We start from the raw sequence: 23,218 nt of genomic DNA on the forward strand, positions 1-23,218 counted from the left end.
GATCATCGGCCAACGCCCTCACCGCACTTCGCCGCCTTGGCGGGGAAGCGTCCACCATACATCATGTTTGCAAAACAGCCCGGAAAGCACCGGAAAAGGCGCGTCGCCTCGGATATTTATCCGAAAATCGAAATAACCTGTTCAGTTTGCCGCCGCGCCCAACCGGCGGCGGCGAGGTGGGCGTTGATGCCCATCCCGCCGTCATCCGCCACTTCGCATTCACACGCCAGGATCACGCCCGACCGTGCGCATGGCGGTTCAGCCGTCCAGAAGCGCGGCCAAGGCGGCGCCATAGCGGTTCTTGCCGAACAGCTTTGCCCGCTTTGCAAGCTGGTCGCGGTCGATCCAGCCGCGTTCAAAGGCGATCTCGTCCGGGCTGCCGACCTGCGTGCCCTGCCGCAGCTCCAGTGTGCGGACGAAATTGCCGGCATCCAGCAGGCTGCCATGGGTGCCGGTATCCAGCCACGCATAGCCGCGCCCCATCCGCTCGACCCGCAAATCGCCGCGATGCAGGTATTTTTCCAGAAGATCGGTGATCTCCAGCTCGCCCCGGTCGGACGGCTTCACCTGCCGGGCAAGTGCGGGTGCCTCGCCGTCAAGGAAATAAAGCCCGGTGACCGCATAATGCGAGCGGGGATTCGCCGGCTTTTCGACGATGGATTTCGCCAGACCGTTGTCGTCGAACTCGACCACGCCATAGCGTTCGGGGTCCGCCACGCGGTAACCAAAGGCCGAACCGCCGGTCTCGCGCTGGTCGGCGGCTTCCAGCAACTGGCCAAGACCCTGCCCGAAGAAAATGTTGTCGCCCAGAACCATCGCCGAGGGGTGGCCGTTCAGGAAATCCTCGGCCAGCAGATAGGCCTGCGCCAGCCCGTCGGGCGAGGCCTGAACGATCCAGGTGAAGCTGAGCCCCCATTGGCTGCCGTCGCCGAGCAGCCGCTGGAACTGCTGCTGATCGTCGGGGGTGGTGATGATCGCGATCTCGCGGATATTGGCCAGCATCAGGACCGACAGCGGATAATAGATCATCGGCTTGTCATAGACCGGCAGAAGCTGCTTTGAGACACCCATGGTGATCGGATACAGCCGGGTGCCAGAGCCGCCGGCCAGAATGATGCCTTTGCGCTGTTTCATGATGTCGTCTCCAGAATAGTCAGAACCCGCGCCAGACCCTTGGTCCATTCGGGGCGGGCGATGCCGTAGTCGCGGGTCAGCGCCGAGCAATCCAGCCGCGAATTGGCCGGGCGTTTGGCGGGTGTGGGGTAGTCAACGGTGCGGATATCGGTGACCTTAGGGGTCAGCCCGGCCTGGCGAAAGATCTCGCGCGCGAAATCGGCCCAGCTTACATCCGGCGTCCCGGCAAAGTGATAGGTCCCGGCGATGCCGCGCCCGTCCAGCATCTGCCGCCCCATCGCGACCAGTGCCGCGGCGATGTCGCCGGCGGGGGTGGGGCCGCCGATCTGGTCTGCGACGATGCTCAGCGCGTCACGTTCGCGCCCCAGACGCAGCATGGTTTTGACGAAATTGTTGCCGAAGGGGGAAAACACCCAAGAGGTGCGCAGGATCGCGGCCATGCCACCGGCGGCGCGAACCCCGTCCTCGCCTTCCAGCTTGGTCTGGCCATAGACGCCCAGCGGGCCGGTTCTGTCGCCTGCCTGCCAAGGCGCCGTGCCCGAGCCGTCAAAGACGTAATCGGTCGAGACGTGCAGAAAGGGCAGGTCGCGCGCGGCGGCTGCGCGGGCCATGGCGGCGGGTGCTGCGCCATTGACCAGCCGCGCGGTGTCGGCGTCGCTTTCGGCCTTGTCGACGGCCGTATAGGCGGCGGCGTTGATGACGATCGCGGCATCCGTCGCCGCGATGGCATCGGCGCAGGCGGCGGGGTCGGTCAGATCGGCACGGTCGCGCCCCAGAAACTCCGCCTCTGGCAAAAGCAGCGCCAGCTCCTGCGCGACCTGCCCGGTGCGGCCGAATACCAGCGCCTTCATCCCTTCAGCCCCAGCCGCTCGCCCACGCCGTGGCGCTGTTGCAGGTTCTGCCACCATGTCTTGTTGGCAAGATACCAGTCGACGGTCTGCTCCAGCCCCTGATCGAGCGTGACCGAGGGTTGCCAGCCCAGTTCGTCGCGGATGCGGCTGGCGTCGATCGCATAGCGGAAATCGTGCCCGGGCCGGTCGGCGACAAAGCTGATCAGCTTGTCATGCGGCGCGCCCTCGGGGTGGCGCTGGTCCAGAATCGCGCAGATCTTGCGAACGATGTCGATATTGGCGGCCTCGTTGTTGCCGCCGATGTTGTAGCTGCGGCCAAGCGCGCCTTTTTCGACCACGGTCAGCAACGCCTGCGCATGATCCTCGACGAACAGCCAGTCGCGGACGTTCGTGCCCTGCCCATAGACCGGGATCGGCCGGCCGGCCAGCGCGTTCAGGATCACCACCGGGATCAGCTTTTCGGGGAAATGGAACGGCCCGTAATTGTTCGAGCAATTGGTCATCACCACCGGCAGACCATAGGTTTCATGCCATGCCCGCACCAGATGGTCGCTGGCCGCCTTTGACGCCGAATAGGGGCTGTTCGGGGCATAGGGCGTGTCCTCGGTGAATTTTCCCTCATCGCCCAGCGTCCCGAACACCTCGTCGGTCGAGATATGGTGAAAGCGGAAATCCCCGGGCTTGCCCTTGCGGGTCCAATAGGCGCGGGCGGCCTCGAGCATCTCATAGGTGCCGTTGATGTTGGTGGCGATGAAATCGCCCGGCCCGTCGATCGAGCGGTCGACATGGCTTTCCGCGGCCAAATGCATCACCGCGTCTGGCTGATGTTCGGCGAAGATGCGGTCCAGCGCGGCGCGGTCGCGGATATCCGCCTGCTCGAAGGCATAGCCCGGGTCGTCCGCGACGCTGGCCACGTTGTCCAGACAGGCCGCATAAGTCAGCGCGTCCAGATTGACGACCTGATGGCCGCGCGGAATGGCCGCGCGCACGACGGCCGAGCCGATAAAGCCGGCGCCGCCGGTGATCAGGATCTTCATTTGCCGCTCTCCCACACGAAAGGTGTGTCGAAATCCGCCAGAGTTTGCGCGACCGCGTCCTTCTCGGACAGGATCGGGCCCTTGACCTGCCAGTCGATGCCGGCCGAATCCCAGCGCACCGCGCCATCGCATTCAGGTGCGTAATGGTCGGTGCATTTATAGATGATCTCGGTATCCGGCTCGCGGGTGACGAAGCCGTGCAGGAAACCGGCGGGAATCCACAGCTGCTTGCCGTTTTCAAACGACAGTTCGATCCCGAACCATTGGCCATAGGTCGGGCTGCCGCGCCGCACATCGACCGCGACATCGAACAGCCGCCCGCGCCCGCAACGCACCAGCTTGCCCTGCGGATGCGGCGGGGACTGGAAGTGCAGCCCGCGCAACGTGCCGGCATCGCGCGACATGGAATGGTTGTCCTGAACGAACTCGGGCAGGTTCACCCCGGCATTCTCCAGCGTTCGCCGGTTCCAGCTTTCCGAGAAAAAGCCGCGATGATCGGCAAAGCGGCGCGGCGTCAACACCAATACGCCCGCAAGTGGAGTAGTCTCGATCTGCAAGGGAAACCTCGTTTCGTTTAACCGCGCGACCTGCGCTTAGCAAAGCCTGCGGGCATTGTCACCTTGTCGCCATCTTGTCAAAGGCCAGTTGTCGCCGCTGTTGTGCCACCTTTCGCCGGCGCGGTGGTCAGGCTAGAGGATCATGTCAGGAAAAACCTTTCGTGAGGCCGGATGACATGCCTGATTATGCCGCACTGGCCGAGACGATCCGCGCCCTGACCCATGGCGAAACCGATGAGATCGCCCTGATGGCCACATTGGCCAGCGAAATCCACTGGTCGGACGACCGCTTTGACTGGACCGGCTTTTACCGGGTGACCGCGCCCGAAGTGCTGAAGATCGGCCCGTATCAGGGCGGTCACGGCTGTCTGGTGATTCCCTTCGCACGCGGCGTCTGCGGCGCCGCCGCGCGCACCGGGCAGGTGCAGCTTGTGCCCGACGTCGACGCGTTCCCCGGTCATATCGCCTGCGCCAGCTCGACGAGGTCGGAACTGGTCCTGCCGGTTCACGACCGCAACGGGCGCCTGATCGGGGTGCTGGATATCGACAGCGACCAGCCCGACGCCTTCACCGCGCAGGATGCCGAGGCGCTGGCCGCCATACTCGCCGAAACCTTCGGGGCGGTCGGATGATCTGGGACACGCTGGCCAACATTCCGACCGACGACCTGTTGGCCTGCATCATCGGCGGGCTGGTGGTGAACATCGCGCCGGGTCCGGATGTGTTCTTTGCCAGCGCCTGCGGCATTCAGGGCGGCCCAAGGGCCGGATTTCTGGCCGGGGTCGGCGTCGGGCTGGGCGTGCTCATGCACCTGACCCTGGCCGTGGTGGGGCTTGGCGCGCTTATGGTCGCCCATCCCGAGGCGCTGCGCGTGGTGAAATACATCGGCGCCGGTTATCTGTTATGGCTGGCGTGGTCGGCATGGAACGCCGGGCCGGTCGATCCGGCGGCGCGCGGGGCGGTCAGGACCGCGACCATTCTGCGCCGCGGATTTCTGTCCAACGCGCTGAACCCGAAGCCGATCATGTTCATGCTGGCCTATCTGCCGCAGTTCACCAGCCCTGCCTATGGCCCGGTATGGCAGCAGGTGCTGGGGCTTGGCATCATCTTCTGGATGGGCGGCACGCTCATCACCATGGCTTACGGCGTCGCCGCCGGCTATGCCGGGCAGATCATCGGGCCGCGCATCGGCATCCTGAACCGCATCGCGGCGGTCATGTTCGCCGGGCTCGCGCTGCGTCTGGTCGTCAGATGAGCCGTTTTATCTATACCCCGCCCGCCGATCCGCCGCGCATCATCCATGATGATCACGAGGTGCTTGTGGTCGACAAGCCGGCGGGGCTTTTGTCGGTGCCAGGCCGGGGCGACGACCGGGCGGATTGCCTGATCAATCGGCTGCGGGCGGCGTTTCCGACCGTTCTGCTGGTTCACCGGCTGGATCTGGACACGTCGGGGGTGATGGTTTTCGGACTGACCCCGCATGCGCAAAGGCATCTGTCCAAGCAGTTCGAAGAACGGCGGACCAAAAAGACCTATGTCGCGCTGTTGGATGGCCGGCTGGAGCCAAAGACCGGCACCGTCGATCTGCCGCTGATCGTCGACTGGCCGAACCGGCCGCGACAAATGGTCGATCACGAAAAGGGCCGGCCAGCGCGGACCGACTGGCAGGTGATGCGGTATCACGATGATGTTGGTAAAAATGGCGCGACCCGCGTGCGGCTGACGCCTCTGACCGGACGCAGCCATCAGCTTCGGGTTCACATGCTGGCGCTGGGCCATCCGATACTGGGTGATCCGCTTTATGCGCAGGACGAAACGGCCGCCCACGCGCGTCTGATGTTGCACGCCCAGTCGCTGCGTTTCGCCCATCCGGACAGCGGCAAACAGATGACCTTCTCGGCGCCGGTGCCGTTTTAGCGCCAGTTTTAGCGCCCGGCCCGGACGCGCGAAACCTTGTGGCGCTGCAAGGGTTTCATTAGATCAACGGCAATCGCGTTGCAGGGGACCAGCATGACGCATCTTTGGGTCCGGGCGGAAAGCCGCCCGAATGAGGATCGGGTCGGTATCACGCCCGAGGGTGTGGCGGATCTGATCGCGCGCGGCTTCGACGTATCGGTCGAGGAAAGCCCGCGTCGCATCATCCCGATCGCCGCGTATCGCGACGCCGGCGCCGTGATCGTGCCCGAAGGGTCCTGGACCAGCGCCCCGGATGAAGCGATCATCTTCGGCCTGAAGGAACTGCCCGAGGATGGCACCCCGCTGCGCCACCGGCACATCATGTTCGGCCATGCCTACAAGGGTCAGCCGGCGGGGCAGGAGCTTCTGCGCCGGTTCAGGGCGGGCGGCGGGGCGCTTTACGATCTGGAATATCTGCTGGACGACAACGGCCGGCGCGTCGCCGCCTTCGGTTACTGGGCGGGCTATGCGGGCGCTGCGGTTTCCCTGAAGGCATGGGCCGCGCAACGGCGCGGGCAGATCTGCGGCCCGGTGCACGCCTACAGGTCCAAGGAGGGTCTGCTTGACGATCTTCGCGCTGAACTGGATGCGACCGGCGCCCCGCGTCCCAGCGCACTGGTCATCGGCGCCAAGGGCCGCGTCGGCACCGGGGCCAGCGACCTGTGTGCCGCGATGGGGGTGCGTGTGACGAAATGGGATCTGGCCGAAACCGCGCATGGTGGCCCCTTCCCGGAGGTGCTGGAGCATGACGTCTTCATCAACTCGATCCTTGCCATGCCCGGCAGTCCCGTTTTCGTTCCGCCGGAAACCGTGACCACGCTGCGGCATCTGACGGTCATCGGCGATGTCGCCTGCGATCCGACCAGCGAATTCAACCCGGTCAAGGTCTATGACCGCACCACCGACTGGGCGCATCCGGTCATCCGGGTGGCCGAAAAGCCGCCGCTGGACGTGATGGCCATCGACAATCTGCCCTCGATGCTGCCGGCGGAATCCTCGGCCGATTATGCGGCGCAGTTGCTGCCGGTTCTGGCGCAGCTGGACGCGATCGAGGATGGCGTCTGGGGTCGCGCCCGGGCAATCTACACGGAACATTCCGCAAAGGTTAACGCATGACAATCCACTGGATCGGAACCGGTCTCTCGGCCATTCCCGGCCTGCGCCGCCTTCTGAAAGGACGAACGCCCGTCACCGTCTGGAACCGCACCGTCGAAAAGGCCCGCGAGGCGGTGGGCGATCTGACATCCGATATCCGGCCATGGGACGCCACCGCCTTCGCCGATGCGCTGCGACCCGGCGATATCGCCGTCTCCATGCTGCCGGCCGATCAGCATGTCGCCATCGCGCGGACCTGCCTTGATCATGGCGCCCATTTCGTCAGTTCAAGCTATATCTCGCCCGAGATGCGCGCGCTGGACGGCGAGGCGCGCGAAAAGGGGCTGGTTCTGGTCAATGAAACCGGGCTGGATCCGGGGATCGACCACCTGATGGCCCATGATCTGGTCGCCGATTACCGGCTTGGCGGCGGCAACCAGCCGGGCGATGTGGTCTCGTTCACCTCGTATTGCGGCGGTATTCCGAAGCATCCGAACAAGTTCCGCTATAAGTTCAGTTGGTCGCCGCTTGGCGTGCTGAAGGCGCTGCGCAGCCCGTCGCGGTCCTTGAAAGGCGGGGCCGAGCGGGTCGTGGAACGGCCATGGGACGCGATCACCGGCTATGACGCGCCGCTGCCGACCCCGGAACGGTTCGAGGTCTATCCGAACCGCGACTCGCTGCCCTTCCTTCAGGATTACCATTTCGACCCTGCCTGGAAGATCGGCGATTTCGTGCGCGGCACCATCCGCCTGAAAGGCTGGGCGCAGGCGTGGGAGCCGGTGTTCCGCGAGGTCGAGACCCTGCAAGGTCCCGAGGGCGATGCGCGTCTGCGCGAGATGTCGGAACAGTTCTGGCGCGAGAACGCCTATGCCAAGGGCGAGGCTGACCGCGTGGTTCTGTTCGTCTCGTTGCGCGCGGACCGCGATGGCAAACCCGTCTGGCACAAGGAATGGGTGCTCGACGCATGGGGCGACAAGAAGGGCACCGCCATGGCGCGTCTGGTGTCGATCCCGGTCGCACTTGCGGTCGAGGCGGTCGGCGCCGGCCGCATCAAGCCGGGCGTCCACGCCGCGCCGGATGACCCGGAGCTGGTCGGCGAATGGCTGACCGAGGTCGGGCAGTTGGCGCAACATATGGCCAAGGTCGACCATCTGAAAAAGACCTGACGTCACAGCACCGAGCGGCGGCGGCGCCAATGCAGCCTTTCTGCCTTGGACGCGCGGTGGTTATTCGGCGGCCGCGCCCGGTAGCGGCGGCGCGATATTGTCGTCCTGCGGCGCCAGTTCCTCGAAGTCGAAATTGTCCAGCCGCCGCGCCCGCCGGCCCGCCTTGTCGGCCGAGATGCGGATGTCCGAAATATCCTTGGCCGCCTGTCCGAAGTGGCGATCAAGCGAATCGACCCGATCCGACAGCCGGGTCACGTCCTGCGACAAAAGCCCGAGTTCGCGCCGGATCGCGCCTGCCTGCTCGCGCATGCGGGCGTCTTTCAGCACCGCGCGCATGGTGTTCAGAACCGCCATGCAGGTGGTCGGCGACACGATCCAGACCCTTGCGGCAAAGCCCTCGCGCACGATTTCAGGGAAATTCGCGTGCAGTTCGGCATAGACCGCTTCGGAGGGCAGGAACAGAAGCGCGCCGTCGGCGGTCTCGCCCTCGATGATGTATTTCTCGGAAACCGCGCGAATATGGGCGCGCAGGTCGATGCGCAGGCGCCGCTGCGCCTCGATCAGTTCGGCGTTGTTGGTGGCGGCGCGCAAAGCCTCATAGGCGTTCAGCGGAAATTTCGCGTCGATCGCGATCGGGCCCGGCGGGGCCGGTAGATGAACCAGACAATCCGCGCGCCTGCCGTTCGAAAGCGTGGCCTGCATCGTATAGCTGTCGGACGGAAGCGCCTTGAGCACGATGTCATGCAACTGGATTTCGCCGAACGCGCCCCGGGTCTGCTTGTTCGACAGGATGTCCTGCAACGACAGCACGTTGCCCGACAGCTTTTCGATATTGGCCTGTGCCTTGTCGATCGTCTCCAGCCGCTGCTGCAACTCGCCCAGACTGCGCGCCGTGCGGGTGGCGTTGCCCGCAAGGCTTTCCGTCATGCCCCGCCCGACCTCGGCCAGACGGGTTTCCATCAGATGCAGGGTCCGGGCCTGACTTTCGGCCTGCGCGTCGCTGACCGCGCGCAAGCCCCCGGTCAGTTGCTGCTGCCCGTCCGAGATCGCCTGTACCCGGGCACCCAGCATCGCCGCGATCTCGGCCGAACGTCCGGCGGCGCGCAAGGACAGCCACAGCATCAGAAGGATCAGCGCCACGGCGCCGCCGGCCAGCAGGACCAGCAGTTGCGCTTCGGGCGTCAGGCTGTCCCATGCGGCGCGCATCACAGACCCGTCCGCCCGAACAGCCGCTCGATATCGGCCAGCCGCAGCTTGACCCATGTCGGGCGGCCGTGATTGCACTGGCCGGAATGCGGCGTCGCCTCCATCTCGCGCAGAAGGGCGTTCATTTCATCCGCCGTCAGCCGCCGCCCGGACCTGACCGAGCCGTGACAGGCCATCGAGGACAGCACCGCGTTGATGCGCGCCTGAAGCCGCTGGCTGTCGCCCTGTTCCTCGAGATCGTCCAGAATGTCGCGGATCAGCGCCGGGCCGTCGATGCGGGTCAGCATGGCCGGCACCTCGCGGATGGCGACGGCGCCGCCGCCGAAGGGCTCGATCACCAGACCCAGATCGGCGAGTTCGTCGGCGATGGCCAGAATCCGCGCGGCCTCGGAGTCGGAAAGGGTGACGATTTCGGGGATCAGCAGCGCCTGCGACCGGATCCCCGTATCGGCGGCCTGCTGTTTCAGCCGCTCATAGACCAGCCGTTCATGCGCGGCGTGCTGATCGACGATGACCATGCCGTCGGCGGTCTGGGCGATGATGTAGTTCTCGTGCAACTGCGCCCGTGCGGCGCCCAAAGGGCTGTCGGTTGCCGGCGCTGGATCAGTTTCAACACGGGCCGAGGGCGCCTCGGCAAAGCCGCCACCAGCAAAGCCCGCACCAGTAAAGCCCGCACCGGCCGCAACGCCCGGGGCCTGCATCGCGAATGACGACTGGATGGCGCCGAGCGAGGGGCGATAGTCGCCCTGATAGCGCAGGGGTGCAGTGTGGACGGACGGGCCAGCAGGTTCGGCACGGAACGCCTGAACGGTGGCGGTGCCGACCGTCGAGGATGCGCGGTGACCTGCCTCGGCCAGCGCATGGCGGATCGCGGTCACGATCAGGGCGCGCGCGGCGGCGGGATCGCGGAACCGGACCTCGGATTTCGCGGGGTGGACGTTCACGTCCACATCTTCGGCCGCGCAACCCAAAAACAGCGCGGCGGCCGGAAACCGGCCCGAGGGCAGCACGTCCATATAGCCCGCGCGCAACGCCCCGAGCAGCAGCTTGTCGCGGACCGGCCGGCCGTTCACGAACAGATGCTGCGCCACCGCCGCGCCGCGTGAATAGGTCGGCAGCGCCGCCATGCCGGTCAGGCTCAGCCCGTCGCGTTCGGCGTGAACGGGCATGGCGTTTTCGGCGAACTCGCGCCCCATGACCCGATCCAGCCGCGCGGCGAGGGCGTCGAAAAGCTCGCCCTGCTCGGCATCGGCGCGGAACAGGGTGCGGCCGTCGGTTTCATCGGTCAGCGTAAAGGCGACATGCGGTTCGGCCATGGCGAGGCGGCGAATGACGTCAAGCACGGCCTGCTGCTCGGCCCGGTCGCTGCGCAGGAATTTCAGCCGCGCCGGGGTGGCGAAGAACAGGTCGCGCAACTCCACCACCGTGCCGCGATTGCCGGCGGCCGGACGCACCGGGGACAGACGCCCGCCGATAAGCTCGATCCGGGCCGCTTCGGCGGCGACGCGGCTGGTGATCGAAAGCCGCCCGACCGCGCCAAGGCTGGGCAATGCCTCGCCCCGAAAGCCGAAGCTGCGGATGTTGACCAGATCGCCGTCGGCCAGTTTCGAGGTCGCGTGACGGGCCAGGGCCAGCGGCAGGTCCTCGGCGGTCATGCCGCAACCATCGTCGGCCACCCGGATCAGCGCCTTGCCGCCCTGGGCAATGGTGACCTCGATACGCCGCGCGCCCGCATCCAGTGCGTTTTCGACCAGTTCCTTGACCGCCGAGGCCGGACGTTCGACCACCTCGCCCGCCGCGATGCGATTGGCGTCTGCTTCGTCAAGCTGCCTGATAACGGGCCGGATATTGCGGATGTCAGCGTTCATAACCCCATATTTAGCAGAAGGGCCGTGCTGAGGGAATGATTCGGCATCACCCGGCCCGAGCGAATTCCCCGCCGACACGCCAAAGCGGCATGAATAGGGAACTTTTCAACTCTGCCGTTGCTTTTACCTGAACACGCGCAACATTTTTCGCAGGGGCGTTTACCATGAAAAAACTTGGTTCAGTACTTATCATTGGCGCGACTTTGGCATTGGCGAGCTGCGGCCCAAACACCGCCACGCGGGCGACCACGGGCGCGGCAACCGGCGCGGTCGTCGCGGGTCCGGTCGGCGCGGTTGCCGGTGCGGCTCTGGGCGGCTCGGGCGCGGTTCAGGTCAAGTGACCACTTGCCGCCACGGCAGGACTGAATGACGCCGCGCCGCCGGTAACGGGCTCTGCCCGTGACGGCCCGGGCGACGCGGCGTTTATTGTCGGCCGTTTCTTGTCAGCCGTTTCTTGTCAGTCGATACCGACCGGGCGGCCAACCAGCACGAACCGCAGATCGCCGGATTTCAGCAGTCTTTCGCTGACCCGTTTCACATCCTCGGCCGTCACTGCCTCGACCTTGGCGTTGCGGGTGTTCACGTATTCCGCCGGCAGGCCGATCAACTGCATGCCGGCAAGGATGCCGGCGATCCTGCGGTTTCCGTCGAAACGCAGCGGATATTCCCCGGTCAGATAGGTCTTGGCGTCGTTCAGTTCCTTTTCGGTCACGCCATCCTTTGCCATGCGGTCCCATTCGGTGCGGGTGATCGCCAGCGCCTCGGCGACTTTTTCATTGGCGCTGGCGAAGCCGCCCTGCCACAACTCGCCCAATACGCTGTTGGCAAGGCCGGTGCCGATGCCATAGGTCAGCCCGCGCTTTTCGCGGACCTCCTCCATCAGGCGTGCGGAAAAGCCGCCGCCGCCAAGGATCTGGTTGGCGACATAGGCCGCGAAATAGTCGGGATCGCTCATCGGAAGGCCGGGACCGGCAAAGGAAACCACGGTCTGCGGCGCATCCCAGTCGATCACCGTGGTGCCGCCGGTCAGGCCCATCTCGGGGCGCTCGGGCAGCGGCGCGGTGGCGGTTTTCGGCAAGCCGCCCAAAATCTTGTCCAGAACTGCGCCCAGTTGTTCGGGGGTGATGTCGCCCGAGGCCGCGACCAGCACCCGGTCCTGCGCCAGCACCCGGTTCTTGGCATCGCGCAGATCATCGGGCGTCAGCGCCGCCACGCTTTCCGCCGTGCCGTTCAGCGAGGTGCCATAGGGATGATCACCCCACGCCGCCTTGGCCAGTTCCTTGATCGCGATCGACTGCGGATCCTTTTCCTCGGCCCGGATGATCGACAGCACCTGACCGCGCACCCGGTCGACATCGGCCGTCGCAAAACGCGGCTTGGTCAGCGCGTCCGCCAGAAGCTGCACCGAGGCATCGCGGTTTTCGGTCAGCATGCTGGCCGAGACCACCAGCGCGTCGTCATCGACGTCAAAGTTGAACCGCGCCGCCTGGCTTTCGACCGCCTGGGCGAATTGGGTCGAATCCATATCGGCCGAGCCTTCTTCCAGCGTCGCGGTCATCAGGTTGATGGCGCCGCGCTTGCCGGGCGCGTCAAGGCTCGCCCCGCCGCGAAAGGTCAGGTTCAGGGCGACAAAAGGTATGGTGTGATCCTCGACCAGCCATGCCTTGATGCCGCCGGGCGAGGTGATCTGCTGTATGTCGATGGCGCTGGCCGGGGCGGCGGCGATCAGCGCGGTCAGCAGAAACGGAATGGCACGCAGAAAGCTCATTGGCTGACCTCCTCGCTTTGGGCATCGGTGGGGGTTGCGGGGGTCGGTGCGGCCTGTACGGGCGCGGGCGCGCCGGTATCGGCGGGCATTCCCGGTGCGGCGGCGGCATCTTCCTCCGCCGGCGGGGCGTCCGCGCCCTCGGCCGCCGGTTCCAGCCAGCCGGTCACCGTCGCGGTGCTGTTCACCACCATCTTGGCGGCGTCCATCACGTCCTTGTCCGTCACCGATGCGAGAATCTCGGGCCAGTCGTTCACATCCTCGACCGTCAGCCCCGTGGCCAGACCCTGACCATATTGATAGGCGCGACCGTGGGCGGAATCCTTGGCATAGATCTGCGCGGCGCTGATCTGGGTCTTGACCCGGTCCAGTTGCGCGCTGTCCACCCCGTCGGTCAGGAATTGCTGCAACACCTGATCCAGCGCCTTTTCGGCCTCTTCGGGGGTTTCGCCCAGCACCGGGACGAGCGAGAAATAGAAGCTGGTCGGATCGACGGCATAGCCGTCATAGCCGGCGCTTGCGCTCAGCGCCTTGCCGGTCATGACCAGCTTCTGGCCAAGGACCGAGGTCTGTGCCGACCCGCCCAGCAGTTCCGCCAGCACGGTAAGCGCGGCTGCGGTTTTCTGATCGCCCGGGTTGCGTTCGGGGACCAGAATGGTGCGGATCATCGTCGGCTGCGGCACGCGCGGGTCCTGCATTTCCAGCCGCCGGGTGGCGCGCTGGATCGGTTCCTGCGGACGGTCCGCGCGCTCGGCACCCTTCTTGGCCGGGATCGAGCCATAGTATTTCTGCGCGAGCTCCCGGGCTTTCTTGGCGGTGACATCACCCGCCAGCACCAGAATCGCGTTGTTGGGCGCGTAATAGCGGTCATACCACGCCAGCGCGTCGGCGCGGGTCAGGTCCATCATCTCGTTGCGCCAGCCAATCACCGGGCGGCCGTAGGGATGGTTCAGGAATTGCGCGGCGTTGCGTTCCTCGCCGAACAGCGATCCGGGATCGCCGTCGGTGCGTTGGGCCCGTTCCTCAAGCACGACCTGCCGTTCGGCCTGCCAGTCTTCCTCGCCGATGCGCAGATTGGCCATGCGGTCGGCCTCCATCTCCATCACCAGAGGCAGCCGGTCCGAGGCGATGCGCTGGAAATAGGCGGTGTAATCATAGCTGGTAAAGGCGTTGTCGGTGCCGCCGTTCGCCGCCACAACCTTCGAGAACTCGCCCGGATCCAGCTTTTCCGTGCCTTTGAACATCAGGTGTTCAAGATAATGCGCAAGGCCGGTCTTGCCCGCCACCTCATCGGCCGAGCCGACTTTGTACCAGACCATCTGGACCACGACCGGGGCGCGGTTATCCTCGATCACCACGACATCCAGACCGTTGTCCAGCTTGAAGTGACTGACATCCGGCGGGTTTTCGGCAAAGGCCGGGTTGATCAGGCAAAGGCTGACAGCGATGGAAAACAGCAGGGCTGATAAGGCGCGCATGGACACTCCGTCATTCCGCGGTGGGTGATGGCCTGCCCGATGTGCCCGGTTAGGGGGGGGCTGCGCAAGCCCGCTTTGCACCCTGTCGCGCGGCTGTGAAGCCGCGTGTGCGCGATGGGTCGGGGCAAAAGCCCGCGGGGGTGGGGATTATTTGTCGGTCCGGGGCGGCGCCGAGGGCGTCTGCGCGCCGGCCCGCTGCCAACGCAAAAGCTCGGCCCGCTGGTCAAGCCACATCGACTGATAAGCGCGGTAATAGACGTTGGTCTTGGCCAGCTTTTCAAGGAAACGCGGGGCATTGGCGCGGCGCCATTCAAGATCCTCGGCGGCCAGCGTCTGGCGAATCGCCCCGTCGCGGCCGAAACGGCCGGAATAGGCCAGCAGCCCCGCGTCCGAGGGCGAGACGCCCACCGCCGAAAGCTGCGCCGGGTTACCGCCAAGCGCGGCCACCACATCGGCGTCAGGCGTGGGATCGGTGATGTTGGTGCCGCCCGGCGTCGGCGTCGGCAACGCGGCAAGGTCGGGCGGCAGTTGCAGGGGCTTGGTCGGCAGGATGGCGAATTCGTCGGGCGTGCTGCGATGCGCGTCGATATTCATCAGACGCGGTTCGTCATCGCTGCACGCGGCCAGCGCCATGAGCATCGTCAGCGCCGAGATCGTCAGCCCGTTTACCCGCATAACCGTCCGTCCCATCGTTCCTCTTGTAACCGCCTTCTAACGTGATTTCCGCTGCGCGTCACGCGCCTTTGACGATGTTGGCGGGTTCGGCTCGGGCGTGGCGGGTGGAAACAGAACCAGCCCGATCGCACCGGCGAAAACCGCTATATCCGCGGTGTTGAAGCTATAGGGGTTCTGCCAGCCGGGCAGGCTCATGTTCAGGAAATCCGCCACCGCGCCATAGGTCAGCCGGTCGATGGCATTGCCAAGCGCCCCGCCGATCAGCAGCCCCGCCGCGATGCGCGTCGAGCGCCCGGCAAGACCGGCGCGCTGGGTCCGCGCCAGCCAGACCCAGACCCAGATGCTGACCGCAACGGCCACCGCGATCAGGACCCAGCGCATCGCATTGGCGCCCGAGGAAAGCAGCCCGAAGTTGACCCCCTGATTCCACGCCATGCGCAGGTTCAGGAACGGGTTGATCAGGTCCAGTTCGCGGACACTGTCAAGCCGCAGGATGTGCACCACGATATATTTGCTGATCTGGTCGATCAGCAGGGTCACCGCCGCGACGATCGCCGTCAGCCGCATCGTATACCCGGGCGGTGGCGGCGGCGCTGCCGGTTTGCGTTTGCGCGGCGTGCGCGGCTTTGGCGTCGCGGACGCGCCGGTAGCGGCCTCTGCCGGGTTCTCGGGCGGTGTGGTGGGTTTCGGTGTCTGTGCCATCAGTGCCTGAAATGTCGTTGTCCGGTGAATACCATGGCCAGACCCAGTCGGTCAGCGGCCGCGATGACCTCGGCGTCGCGCATCGAGCCGCCGGGCTGAATGACCGCGCGTGCGCCCGCCTCGGCCAAAGCCTCGATCCCGTCGGCGAAGGGAAAGAACGCATCCGAGGCGACGGCCGCGCCGACCGTCAACGGCTCGCGCAGGCCCAATACCTCGGCCATATCCTCGGATTTGCGCCGGCCGATGCGGGTGCTGTCGACGCGGCTCATCTGGCCGGCGCCGATCCCGACCGTGGCCAGATCGCGCGCATAGACGATGGCGTTCGACTTGACGTGCTTGGCGACGGTCCACGCGAACAGCATGTCCGCCAGTTCGGCGTCCGAGGGCTTGCGGGCGCTGACCAGCTGCAAATCCGCCGGGCCGACATGGCCGTTGTCGCGGCCCTGCACCAGAAACCCGCCCGCGACCTGCCGGAAAGCCAGCCCCGCCGCGCCGGCATCGGGCAGGCCGCCGGTGGTCAGCAGGCGCAGGTTCTTCTTGGCGGCGAAGACGCGCCGGGCATCCTCATCCGCGTCGGGGGCGATGACAACCTCGGTGAAGATCTTGGCGATCTCCTCGGCGGTGGCGCCGTCCAGCGTGGTGTTCAGCGCCACGATACCGCCAAAGGCCGAGGTGCGGTCGCAGTCATAGGCGCGGCGATATGCCTCAAGCGCGCTGTCGCCCCGGGCCACGCCGCAGGGGTTCGCGTGCTTGATGATCGCGACGGCCGGCCCCTGTGCCGGATCGAATTCGGCCACCAGTTCGAACGCCGCATCGGTGTCGTTGATGTTGTTATAAGACAGCTCTTTGCCCTGCCACTGGCGTGCGGTGGCGACGCCGGGACGGTTCGAGCCGTCGGTATAGAAGGCGGCGGCCTGATGGGGGTTTTCGCCATAACGCAGGGTTTGCGCCAGCCGTCCGGCAAAGCTGCGCTGGGGCGGGGCGGACTGTCCGGTCGCGGTGGCCATCCAGTTGGAAACCGCCGTGTCATAGGCGGCGGTATGCGCAAAAGCCGCCTGCGCCATGCGCTTGCGGAACGCAAGCGAGGTCGCGCCGTCATTGCCCCGCAGCTCGGCGATCAGATCGGGATAGGTCGCGGGATCGGTGATCACGGTGACAAAACCGTGGTTCTTGGCCCCGGCGCGGATCATCGCCGGGCCGCCGATGTCGATATTCTCGACCGCCGTGGCATAATCGGCGCCTTTGGCGACGGTGGCCTCGAACGGGTAAAGGTTCACGATCAGCAGGTCGATGCCGTCGATGCCGTGGTCCCGCATCGCCTGTGCGTGGTCGGGATTGTCGCGCAACGCCAGAAGCCCGCCGTGGATCATCGGATGCAGCGTCTTGACGCGGCCGTCCATCATCTCGGGAAAGCCGGTCACCTCGGCCACGTCACGCACCGCCAGCCCTGCGTCGCGCAGCGCCTGCGCGCTGCCGCCGGTCGACAAAATCTCGACCCCCGCATCCGCCAGCGCCCGGCCAAGCTCGATCAGGCCGGTCTTGTCGCTGACCGACAAAAGCGCGCGGCTTGGCTTTACGCGGTCAGGCGGGGCAGAGGTCGGGGCGGTCACGGTCATCGGCGGGTCCTTCAGGTTCGGCACGAGGGGCGGTCGGGGCGATGCGGTCGGCGATGGCCTAACCCGAGCTTGCGCCAAGGTCCAGTCGCAGTAGGGGGTCAGGGGCCCGAAGCACCCGGATCGGGACTAACCGGCGGGCTTTCGCAGGCGGGCGATGAAAAATCCGTCCATGCCGCCCAGATCGGCCCAATAATCCGGACGCAGCCTTAGCGCCCCGGCCCCGGTCAGCCATTCGGGGCGCGTTCCCGGCACCTCGGCGGGCTCGACCGTCACGCCGGGATGGCGGGTCAGTGCGGCGGCGATCTGATCCTCGCCCTCGGCCGGCAGAAGCGAACAGGTGGCATAGACCAGCCGGCCGCCGGGGCGCAGGATCGCCAGCGCGTGGTCGATCATCCTTGCCTGAAGGTCGGTGATTTCGGGCAGCGCCGAGCCGTCGCGGACCACGGGCAAATCCGGGTGGCGCCGGATCGTGCCGGTGGCCGAGCATGGCGCATCCAGCAGGACCGCATCGGGCGGCGTATCGGGGCGCCAGTCCAGCACGTCGGCGCAGATGACCTTGGCGTCCAACCCGGTCCGGCGCAGGTTCTCGGCCAGCCGTTTCAGGCGCGGGGCCGAGGAATCGACCGCCGTCACCTGCGCCCCGGCGGCCGCAAGCTGCATGGTCTTGCCGCCCGGCGCCGCGCACAGATCGGCGATGACTTCGCCCGGTTCGGGGGCAAGTGCCCGCACCGCCAGCGCCGCCGCCGCGTCCTGCACCCACCACGCGCCGCCCGCATGGCCGGGGAGCGCGCTGACCTGCACCGGGCCGGTCAGGCGCAGCGATCCGGTCGGCAACGCCATGCCCTCGGGCAGGTCGGTTTCCAGGGGCGACCGCAGGGTCAGATCCAGCGGCGGGGCCTGTTCCTGCACCGCCTCGATGGCCCGGACAGCAGAATCGCCCCACGCGGTGATCAGCGGCCCGCGCAGCCATTCCGGCAGCATTTGCGGGCCGGCGGCGTCCCATGCCGCGCGCCCCTCGGCCGCCTTGCGCAGTACCGCGTTGATCATCCCGGCCGCGGCGCGCTGCTTGCCATTGCCGGCGCGGGCCACGGCGACGGCGGCGTTGACCGCGCCATGGGCGGGTGTATCCAGCGCCAGCATCTCGACCACCGCCAGTCGCAATATGTCCATGATCGCGGGCGCCGGGCGCCGGGCCAGATGCGGCGTCAGCACGGCATCGGCGCGCCCGGTCAGCCGCAGCACCGCCAGCGCCAGCCGCTGGGCGCGGGCCCGGTCGCCCGGGTCCAGACGGTCAAGCGCGCCCATGCCGATCTGGTCGGCCAAGGTCTGGCCGCCGCGCACACCGGCCAGCAGCGTCAGCGCCGCCAGACGTGCCGGATCGGCACCCGTACGCCGATCCGAACCCCGGCCTGATCGCCCACCCGATCCGCCGCCTGATCCGCCACCTGATCTCGGGCCTGATCCCTGTCGCCTTGCCGTCGCAGGCTTGCCCATCATCGCCTCAAAGCCTAAGTCAACCACGTCCCCATAGCCGTTTTCACAGGACAGCGCCATGTCAGACCCCAAATCCTCCGGCCCGGGCGATGCCGATACACAGGCCGACCTGCCGCCCGCCGCGCAGCGCGCGCTGGCCGAGGCCGAGGAGCGCCGCCGCAACGCCAAGCCCCTGAACCTGCCGCCCGAGCTTGGCGGCCGCGACGGACCCGAGCCGGTCCGCTACGGCGATTATGAGAAAAAGGGCATCGCCGTCGATTTCTGAGCCGACGATCCCCTGGCCGCGATTTCGCGGCCGTGGTTTCCGGGCTGGGCCTGCGCCCTAATTCGGGTCGCGCCAGCGGTTGACCAGCGGATAACGCCGGTCCAGCCAGAAGGCCTTGGTCGAGATACGCGGCCCCGGCGCGGCCTGATAGCGTTTCCATTCGCTGGTATACAGCAGCTTTTCGACCTTTTTCACCGTTTCGCGGTCATGGCCCTGCGCGACCAGATCGGCGACCGACAGGTCATCCTCGACCAGCCCGGTCAGAATCGCGTCGAGCACCGGATAGGGCGGCAGGCTGTCCTCGTCCTTCTGGTCGGGACGCAGCTCGGCCGAGGGCGGCTTGTCGATGATCGCCTGCGGAATGACCTCGCCCGGCGGCCCCATCATCCAGTCGCGATGATTCCGGTTCCGCCAGCGGCAGGTCTCGAACACGCGGGTCTTGTACAGGTCCTTGATCGGGTTATAGCCGCCGGCCATGTCGCCATAGATCGTGGCATAACCGACCGCGACCTCGGACTTGTTGCCGGTGGTCAGCAGCATTTCCCCGAACTTGTTCGAGATCGCCATCAGCAGCAGGCCGCGCAGCCGCGACTGGATGTTTTCCTCGGTCGTGTCGGGGGTGGTGCCTTCCATCACCGGCGCCAGCGCCTCGGTGATGGCCAGCCGCGGCCCCTCGATCGGGATGGTGTCGGTGCGGATGCCCAGCCGGTCGACTAGATCCTGCGCGTCGTCCAGCGAACCCTTGGAGGAATAGGTCGAGGGCAGGCGCACCCCGCGCACGTTTTCAGGGCCGATCGCATCGGCGGCGATGGTCGCGACAAGCGCCGAATCGATCCCGCCCGACAGCCCCAGCACGACCTTGGAAAAGCCCGATTTGCGCAGATAATCCTGAAGCCCCAGAACCATGGCGCGATAGTCCTGTTCCCAGACATCGGGCTGATCCGCCATCCCGGCCGGCTCGATCCGCCAGCCCTCGGGGGTGCGAATCAGGGTCAGATGCCCGATCGCCTCGTCAAAGGGCGGCAGTTGCCAGACCTTGACCGCGCCCACCACCGGATCGGGGTTTAGCGCATAGCTCGCGCCGTCATAAAGCTGATCGTCCTGCCCGCCGACCGAGTTCAGGTAGATCAGCGGCAGGCCGGTTTCCACCACCCGCGGCACGGTGACGCGCATCCGCAGGTCCAGCTTGTCGCGGTGATAGGGGCTGCCGTTCGGCACGATCAGCACCTCGGCCCCTGTTTCGGCCAGCGTTTCGGCGACGGTCGGGTGCCATGCGTCCTCGCAGATCGGGGTGCCGATGCGCAGGCCGTTGATCGCGTAAGGGCCGCTGATCGGGCCGATGTCGAACAGCCGCATCTCGTCGAACAACTGCTTGTGGGGCAGTTCGTGCTTCAGCACCTCGGCGACGGTCTTGCCGTTCTGGAACACGAAAAACGCGTTATAAAGCCCGCCGTTGCGGCGTAGCGGGCCGCCGATGCCAAGCGCAGGCCCATCGGCGCAATCGGCGCGCAGCTTTTCCAGCACCTTGGCCGCATCGCGTTCAAACGCGGGTTTCAGAACCAGATCCTGCGTCTGATAGCCGGTGATGAACATTTCGGGCAGAACGACATAATCCGCCCCGGCGGCCTTTCCCGCCTCCCACGCCTTACGGGCCTTTTCCGCGTTTCCCGCCAGATCACCCACCGTTGGGTTAAGCTGCGCGAGTGTCAGATTGAAACGGTCGGTCATATGCGCCTCCGGCTGGTGTCCGCCCCTGATTAGCCGTCCCTCGCCGAAAGGAAAAGTCGGGCTTTGCGCCTCAGCCCCGCTTGGGTTAAACCCGGCAAAAATACGGAGAAGGCAGGATGGCAGTCAAACGCGCGGCACTGGTTCTGGCGCTGGCGATGCTTGCCGGCGCAGCCGGCGCGCAAGAGATCGTTACCAAGCAGTTCGATGACGGTGGCGTCTATCAGGGCACATTCCGCAACGGGCGGCAGCACGGGCAGGGCACTTATACCCTGCCCTCCGGTTACGAATATTCCGGCGACTGGGTCGATGGTCAGATCCTTGGCAAGGGGCGGGCGCGCTATCCCGATGGCGCGGTCTATGAGGGTCAGTTCGTGAATGGCGAGCCCTCGGGGCGCGGCAAGATCGTGTTCGCCAATGGCGGCACCTATGACGGCGACTGGGTCGACGGCCAGATGTCCGGGCAGGGCACCGCGACCTATGCCAATAATTCGACCTATGTCGGCGGGTTCCTGAACGGCATGCATCAGGGCAAGGGCGTGCTGACGCTTGATGGCGGCTATGTCTATGACGGCGACTGGGAGAATGGCGTCAAGTCGGGCGAGGGCAAGATCACCTATGCCGACGGCACCGTCTATCAGGGCGGGATGCGCGACGGCCAGCGGTCGGGCCAGGGCAAGCTGACCCGGCCGGACGGGCTGGTCTATGAAGGGATGTGGGCGGCCGGTCAGATGAACGGCGACGGCAAGCTGACCCAGCCGGTCGGCGACACCTATGAGGGCCGCATGGCCAATGGCAAGCGCGAGGGGCAGGGCAAGGTCACCTATGCCAACGGCGACACCTATGTGGGCGGATTTGCGCAGGACAAGCGGCAGGGCAAGGGCATCTTCACCGGCACCGACGGCTTTGTCTATGAAGGCGACTGGGTCGACGGCCGGATGGAAGGCGAGGGCCGGATCACCTATCCCGACGGTTCGGTCTATCAGGGCGCGCTCAAGGCCGATCTGCCCGAGGGCAAGGGCAAGATCACTTATCCCGATGGCGCGACCTATGAGGGCAACTGGGTCGCCGGGGTGATCGAGGGCGAGGGCAAGGCCAATTACGCCAATGGGCTGGTCTATGAAGGCGGTTTCCGCAATGCCCGCAACGAAGGGCAGGGCCGCATGACCTATCCCGACGGCTATGTCTATTCCGGCGCCTGGCGCGAGGGTCAGCGCGATGGCGAGGGGCAGGCCACCTATCCCGACGGCACGACCTATACCGGCAGTTTCGTCAAAGGGCTGCGCGAAGGGCGCGGGCGGCTGATCATGCCGGACGGCTTCACCTATGACGGAAGCTGGAAAGCGGGCGAGCTGGATGGCGAGGGGGTTGCGACCTATGCCAACGGCGATGTCTACGAAGGCAATTTCGTCATGGGCAAGCGTCAGGGTCAGGGCACCATGCGCTATCGCTCGGGCGCGGTGGCGCAAGGCGAATGGAACGACAACGTGCTGACCGAAAACGGTCAGGGCGCCGCGCCGGCGGGACAGGATCAGCCCTCGCCCGTTCCGCCGTCCGAACCGGCGACGCCGCAGGCCGCGACGCCCCCCGCACAGTGATCGGCGGGGGCGGTCAGCCGCCGTTTTGACCCGCGCCGCAAAAGATGATGGTCTTCAGCCCGGCGATATGGCGGGCATAGGCGGCGGGCACCTCGGCCAAGGGGATCTGTTCGGCAATGAAGGGGTCGAGCGCGGGGCTTAATGCCGGCAGCATGCCCGCCACATCATGCAGATCGCGGTCGGCGAATGCGTGGCACCCCAGAACCGAGATTTCACGCTCGACCAGAACACCTGGGTCGATCACCGGCGCGGTCCGTCTGATGCCGACCAGCGCGATGGTGCCGCAACCGGGAAGCGTCGCGATCAGCGATCGGATGACCTGATCGCTGCCGGTGGTCTCGACCACATGGCGAATCGCGGCGCCGTCGTCGGAACAGCCGGGCAGGTGTTCCGCCGTGCCGACCCGCGCGCCTGTCGCATTCGCCACGATCGATGCCCGGCGCGCATTGCGGTCAAAGACCCGAACCTCGTGACCCATGCGCCGCGCCAGCAGCGCCACCAACCCGCCGATCGGGCCGCAGCCGATAACCGCGATCCCGGCGCCATCCGGCGCGGCCAGCCGCCGCAGCGCGTGAAGCGCCACCGCCAGCGGCTCGGCCATCGCCAGATGCCGGTCGAGCACGCCCGCCGGGGCGGCGATCACGTTGCGGGCGGGCAGCGTCACCGCCTCGGCAAAGCCGCCGTCGATGACCTCGCCCAGAAACCCAAGCCTGGCGCAGACCTGTCCGCGCCCCGACAGGCAGGCGGGGCAGGCGCCGCAGAGATAGCGGCTGTCGACGATGATCCGATCACCGAGGCCCAGGTCATCGACACCAGTGCCGATCGCGCTGACCACGCCGGTGAATTCATGGCCGGCGACCGAAGGCGCGCGGGTGATCCATGCCCCGGTCCTGAAATTATGCAGGTCCGAGCCGCAGATGCCCGCGGCCGTCAGCCGCAGCGTGACCTCGCCCGTGCCGGGCCGGGCGGGTTCGGCGATCTCCTCGGCCCGCAGGTCGCCCACGCCGTGAAGCCGCACCGCGCGCATCGC

General features: G+C 66.4%; 22 protein-coding genes. 8 read left to right on the forward strand and 14 right to left on the reverse strand.

Translation table 11 applies throughout. The annotated features are described in order from the left end of the window. Positions 1 to 258 precede the first annotated feature (258 nt). The 4 genes from rfbA to rfbC are packed head-to-tail and all read right to left on the reverse strand — an operon-like array spanning position 259 to position 3,579. Positions 259 to 1,134 (reverse strand): glucose-1-phosphate thymidylyltransferase RfbA, encoded by an 876-nt coding sequence (gene rfbA / locus ACFSCT_RS09280; RefSeq protein ID WP_379142150.1) that lies wholly within the window; start codon positions 1,132 to 1,134, stop codon positions 259 to 261. Next, positions 1,131 to 1,985, reverse strand: a complete 855-nt coding sequence (gene rfbD, locus ACFSCT_RS09285; RefSeq protein ID WP_379142151.1) for a dTDP-4-dehydrorhamnose reductase — start codon at positions 1,983 to 1,985, stop codon at positions 1,131 to 1,133. The genes rfbA and rfbD overlap by 4 nt, the downstream gene beginning before the upstream one ends. Continuing rightward, positions 1,982 to 3,022: a dTDP-glucose 4,6-dehydratase gene (rfbB, locus tag ACFSCT_RS09290; protein WP_379142153.1), complete on the reverse strand. Its 1,041-nt coding sequence runs from the start codon at positions 3,020 to 3,022 to the stop codon at positions 1,982 to 1,984. The genes rfbD and rfbB overlap by 4 nt, the downstream gene beginning before the upstream one ends. Next, positions 3,019 to 3,579 carry a dTDP-4-dehydrorhamnose 3,5-epimerase gene (rfbC, locus tag ACFSCT_RS09295; RefSeq protein WP_379142155.1) on the reverse strand — a complete coding sequence of 187 codons (561 nt, stop codon included), beginning with the start codon at positions 3,577 to 3,579 and terminating at the stop codon, positions 3,019 to 3,021. The genes rfbB and rfbC overlap by 4 nt, the downstream gene beginning before the upstream one ends. Before the next feature lie 176 nt (positions 3,580 to 3,755). On the opposite strand from rfbC, the gene ACFSCT_RS09300 reads away from it, so the two are divergent. From ACFSCT_RS09300 to ACFSCT_RS09320, 5 genes are all read left to right on the forward strand, one after another. Then, positions 3,756 to 4,211, forward strand: coding sequence for a GAF domain-containing protein (locus ACFSCT_RS09300; RefSeq protein ID WP_379142157.1), 456 nt, complete (start codon positions 3,756 to 3,758; stop codon positions 4,209 to 4,211). Continuing rightward, on the forward strand, positions 4,208 to 4,834 hold the full coding sequence (locus ACFSCT_RS09305; RefSeq protein WP_379142160.1) for a LysE family translocator: 627 nt from the start codon (positions 4,208 to 4,210) through the stop codon (positions 4,832 to 4,834). The genes ACFSCT_RS09300 and ACFSCT_RS09305 overlap by 4 nt, the downstream gene beginning before the upstream one ends. Beyond that, a complete protein-coding gene (locus tag ACFSCT_RS09310; RefSeq protein WP_379142162.1) occupies positions 4,831 to 5,496 on the forward strand; it encodes an RluA family pseudouridine synthase in 666 nt (221 codons plus the stop codon). The genes ACFSCT_RS09305 and ACFSCT_RS09310 overlap by 4 nt, the downstream gene beginning before the upstream one ends. A 93-nt stretch (positions 5,497 to 5,589) precedes the next feature. Then, positions 5,590 to 6,651: a saccharopine dehydrogenase gene (locus tag ACFSCT_RS09315; protein WP_379142164.1), complete on the forward strand. Its 1,062-nt coding sequence runs from the start codon at positions 5,590 to 5,592 to the stop codon at positions 6,649 to 6,651. After that, positions 6,648 to 7,796, forward strand: coding sequence for a saccharopine dehydrogenase family protein (locus ACFSCT_RS09320; RefSeq protein ID WP_379142165.1), 1,149 nt, complete (start codon positions 6,648 to 6,650; stop codon positions 7,794 to 7,796). The genes ACFSCT_RS09315 and ACFSCT_RS09320 overlap by 4 nt, the downstream gene beginning before the upstream one ends. 60 nt (positions 7,797 to 7,856) lie before the next feature. On the opposite strand, the gene ACFSCT_RS09325 is transcribed toward ACFSCT_RS09320, so the two are convergent. Both ACFSCT_RS09325 and mutL read right to left on the reverse strand, forming a co-directional pair. Beyond that, the gene (locus tag ACFSCT_RS09325) at positions 7,857 to 9,002 is read right to left on the reverse strand and encodes a DNA recombination protein RmuC (RefSeq protein WP_379142166.1); all 1,146 of its coding nucleotides are present in this window, start codon (positions 9,000 to 9,002) and stop codon (positions 7,857 to 7,859) included. Continuing rightward, positions 9,002 to 10,870, reverse strand: coding sequence for a DNA mismatch repair endonuclease MutL (mutL, locus tag ACFSCT_RS09330; protein WP_379142168.1), 1,869 nt, complete (start codon positions 10,868 to 10,870; stop codon positions 9,002 to 9,004). Before mutL ends, ACFSCT_RS09325 begins: the two co-directional genes overlap by 1 nt. A gap of 164 nt (positions 10,871 to 11,034) precedes the next feature. On the opposite strand from mutL, the gene ACFSCT_RS09335 reads away from it, so the two are divergent. After that, positions 11,035 to 11,211, forward strand: coding sequence for a hypothetical protein (locus ACFSCT_RS09335; RefSeq protein ID WP_379142169.1), 177 nt, complete (start codon positions 11,035 to 11,037; stop codon positions 11,209 to 11,211). 116 nt (positions 11,212 to 11,327) lie between these two features. On the opposite strand, the gene ACFSCT_RS09340 is transcribed toward ACFSCT_RS09335, so the two are convergent. From ACFSCT_RS09340 to ACFSCT_RS09365, 6 genes are all read right to left on the reverse strand, one after another. Beyond that, complete coding sequence (locus ACFSCT_RS09340) at positions 11,328 to 12,638, reverse strand: M16 family metallopeptidase (protein WP_379142170.1); 1,311 nt, start codon at positions 12,636 to 12,638, stop codon at positions 11,328 to 11,330. Next, entirely contained in the window at positions 12,635 to 14,113 is a 1,479-nt protein-coding gene (locus ACFSCT_RS09345; RefSeq protein ID WP_379142171.1) for a M16 family metallopeptidase, read from the reverse strand. Before ACFSCT_RS09345 ends, ACFSCT_RS09340 begins: the two co-directional genes overlap by 4 nt. Positions 14,114 to 14,260: 147 nt before the next feature. Continuing rightward, positions 14,261 to 14,803, reverse strand: a complete 543-nt coding sequence (locus ACFSCT_RS09350; protein WP_379142173.1) for a DUF3035 domain-containing protein — start codon at positions 14,801 to 14,803, stop codon at positions 14,261 to 14,263. A 21-nt stretch (positions 14,804 to 14,824) separates the two neighbouring features. Then, positions 14,825 to 15,490, reverse strand: coding sequence for a signal peptidase II (lspA, locus tag ACFSCT_RS09355; RefSeq protein WP_379142174.1), 666 nt, complete (start codon positions 15,488 to 15,490; stop codon positions 14,825 to 14,827). Further along, positions 15,490 to 17,106: a bifunctional phosphoribosylaminoimidazolecarboxamide formyltransferase/IMP cyclohydrolase gene (gene purH / locus ACFSCT_RS09360; RefSeq protein WP_379142175.1), complete on the reverse strand. Its 1,617-nt coding sequence runs from the start codon at positions 17,104 to 17,106 to the stop codon at positions 15,490 to 15,492. The genes lspA and purH overlap by 1 nt, the downstream gene beginning before the upstream one ends. A 126-nt stretch (positions 17,107 to 17,232) precedes the next feature. Continuing rightward, positions 17,233 to 18,660 carry an RsmB/NOP family class I SAM-dependent RNA methyltransferase gene (locus ACFSCT_RS09365; protein WP_379142176.1) on the reverse strand — a complete coding sequence of 476 codons (1,428 nt, stop codon included), beginning with the start codon at positions 18,658 to 18,660 and terminating at the stop codon, positions 17,233 to 17,235. On the opposite strand from ACFSCT_RS09365, the gene ACFSCT_RS09370 reads away from it, so the two are divergent. Then, positions 18,659 to 18,865: a DUF1674 domain-containing protein gene (locus ACFSCT_RS09370; protein ID WP_379142177.1), complete on the forward strand. Its 207-nt coding sequence runs from the start codon at positions 18,659 to 18,661 to the stop codon at positions 18,863 to 18,865. The genes ACFSCT_RS09365 and ACFSCT_RS09370 overlap by 2 nt on opposite strands. A gap of 57 nt (positions 18,866 to 18,922) precedes the next feature. On the opposite strand, the gene ACFSCT_RS09375 is transcribed toward ACFSCT_RS09370, so the two are convergent. Beyond that, entirely contained in the window at positions 18,923 to 20,593 is a 1,671-nt protein-coding gene (locus ACFSCT_RS09375) for an NAD+ synthase (protein WP_379142179.1), read from the reverse strand. A 116-nt stretch (positions 20,594 to 20,709) separates the two neighbouring features. On the opposite strand from ACFSCT_RS09375, the gene ACFSCT_RS09380 reads away from it, so the two are divergent. After that, positions 20,710 to 22,188 (forward strand): MORN repeat-containing protein, encoded by a 1,479-nt coding sequence (locus ACFSCT_RS09380; RefSeq protein WP_379142181.1) that lies wholly within the window; start codon positions 20,710 to 20,712, stop codon positions 22,186 to 22,188. A 13-nt stretch (positions 22,189 to 22,201) separates the two neighbouring features. Here the strand turns inward: ACFSCT_RS09380 and ACFSCT_RS09385 are convergent, their stop codons facing one another. Beyond that, positions 22,202 to 23,215, reverse strand: coding sequence for a zinc-dependent alcohol dehydrogenase (locus ACFSCT_RS09385; protein ID WP_379142183.1), 1,014 nt, complete (start codon positions 23,213 to 23,215; stop codon positions 22,202 to 22,204). Positions 23,216 to 23,218 lie beyond the last annotated feature (3 nt).

It is taken from the genome of Paracoccus pacificus (genome assembly GCF_042680785.1).
Lineage (GTDB): Bacteria > Pseudomonadota > Alphaproteobacteria > Rhodobacterales > Rhodobacteraceae > Paracoccus > Paracoccus pacificus.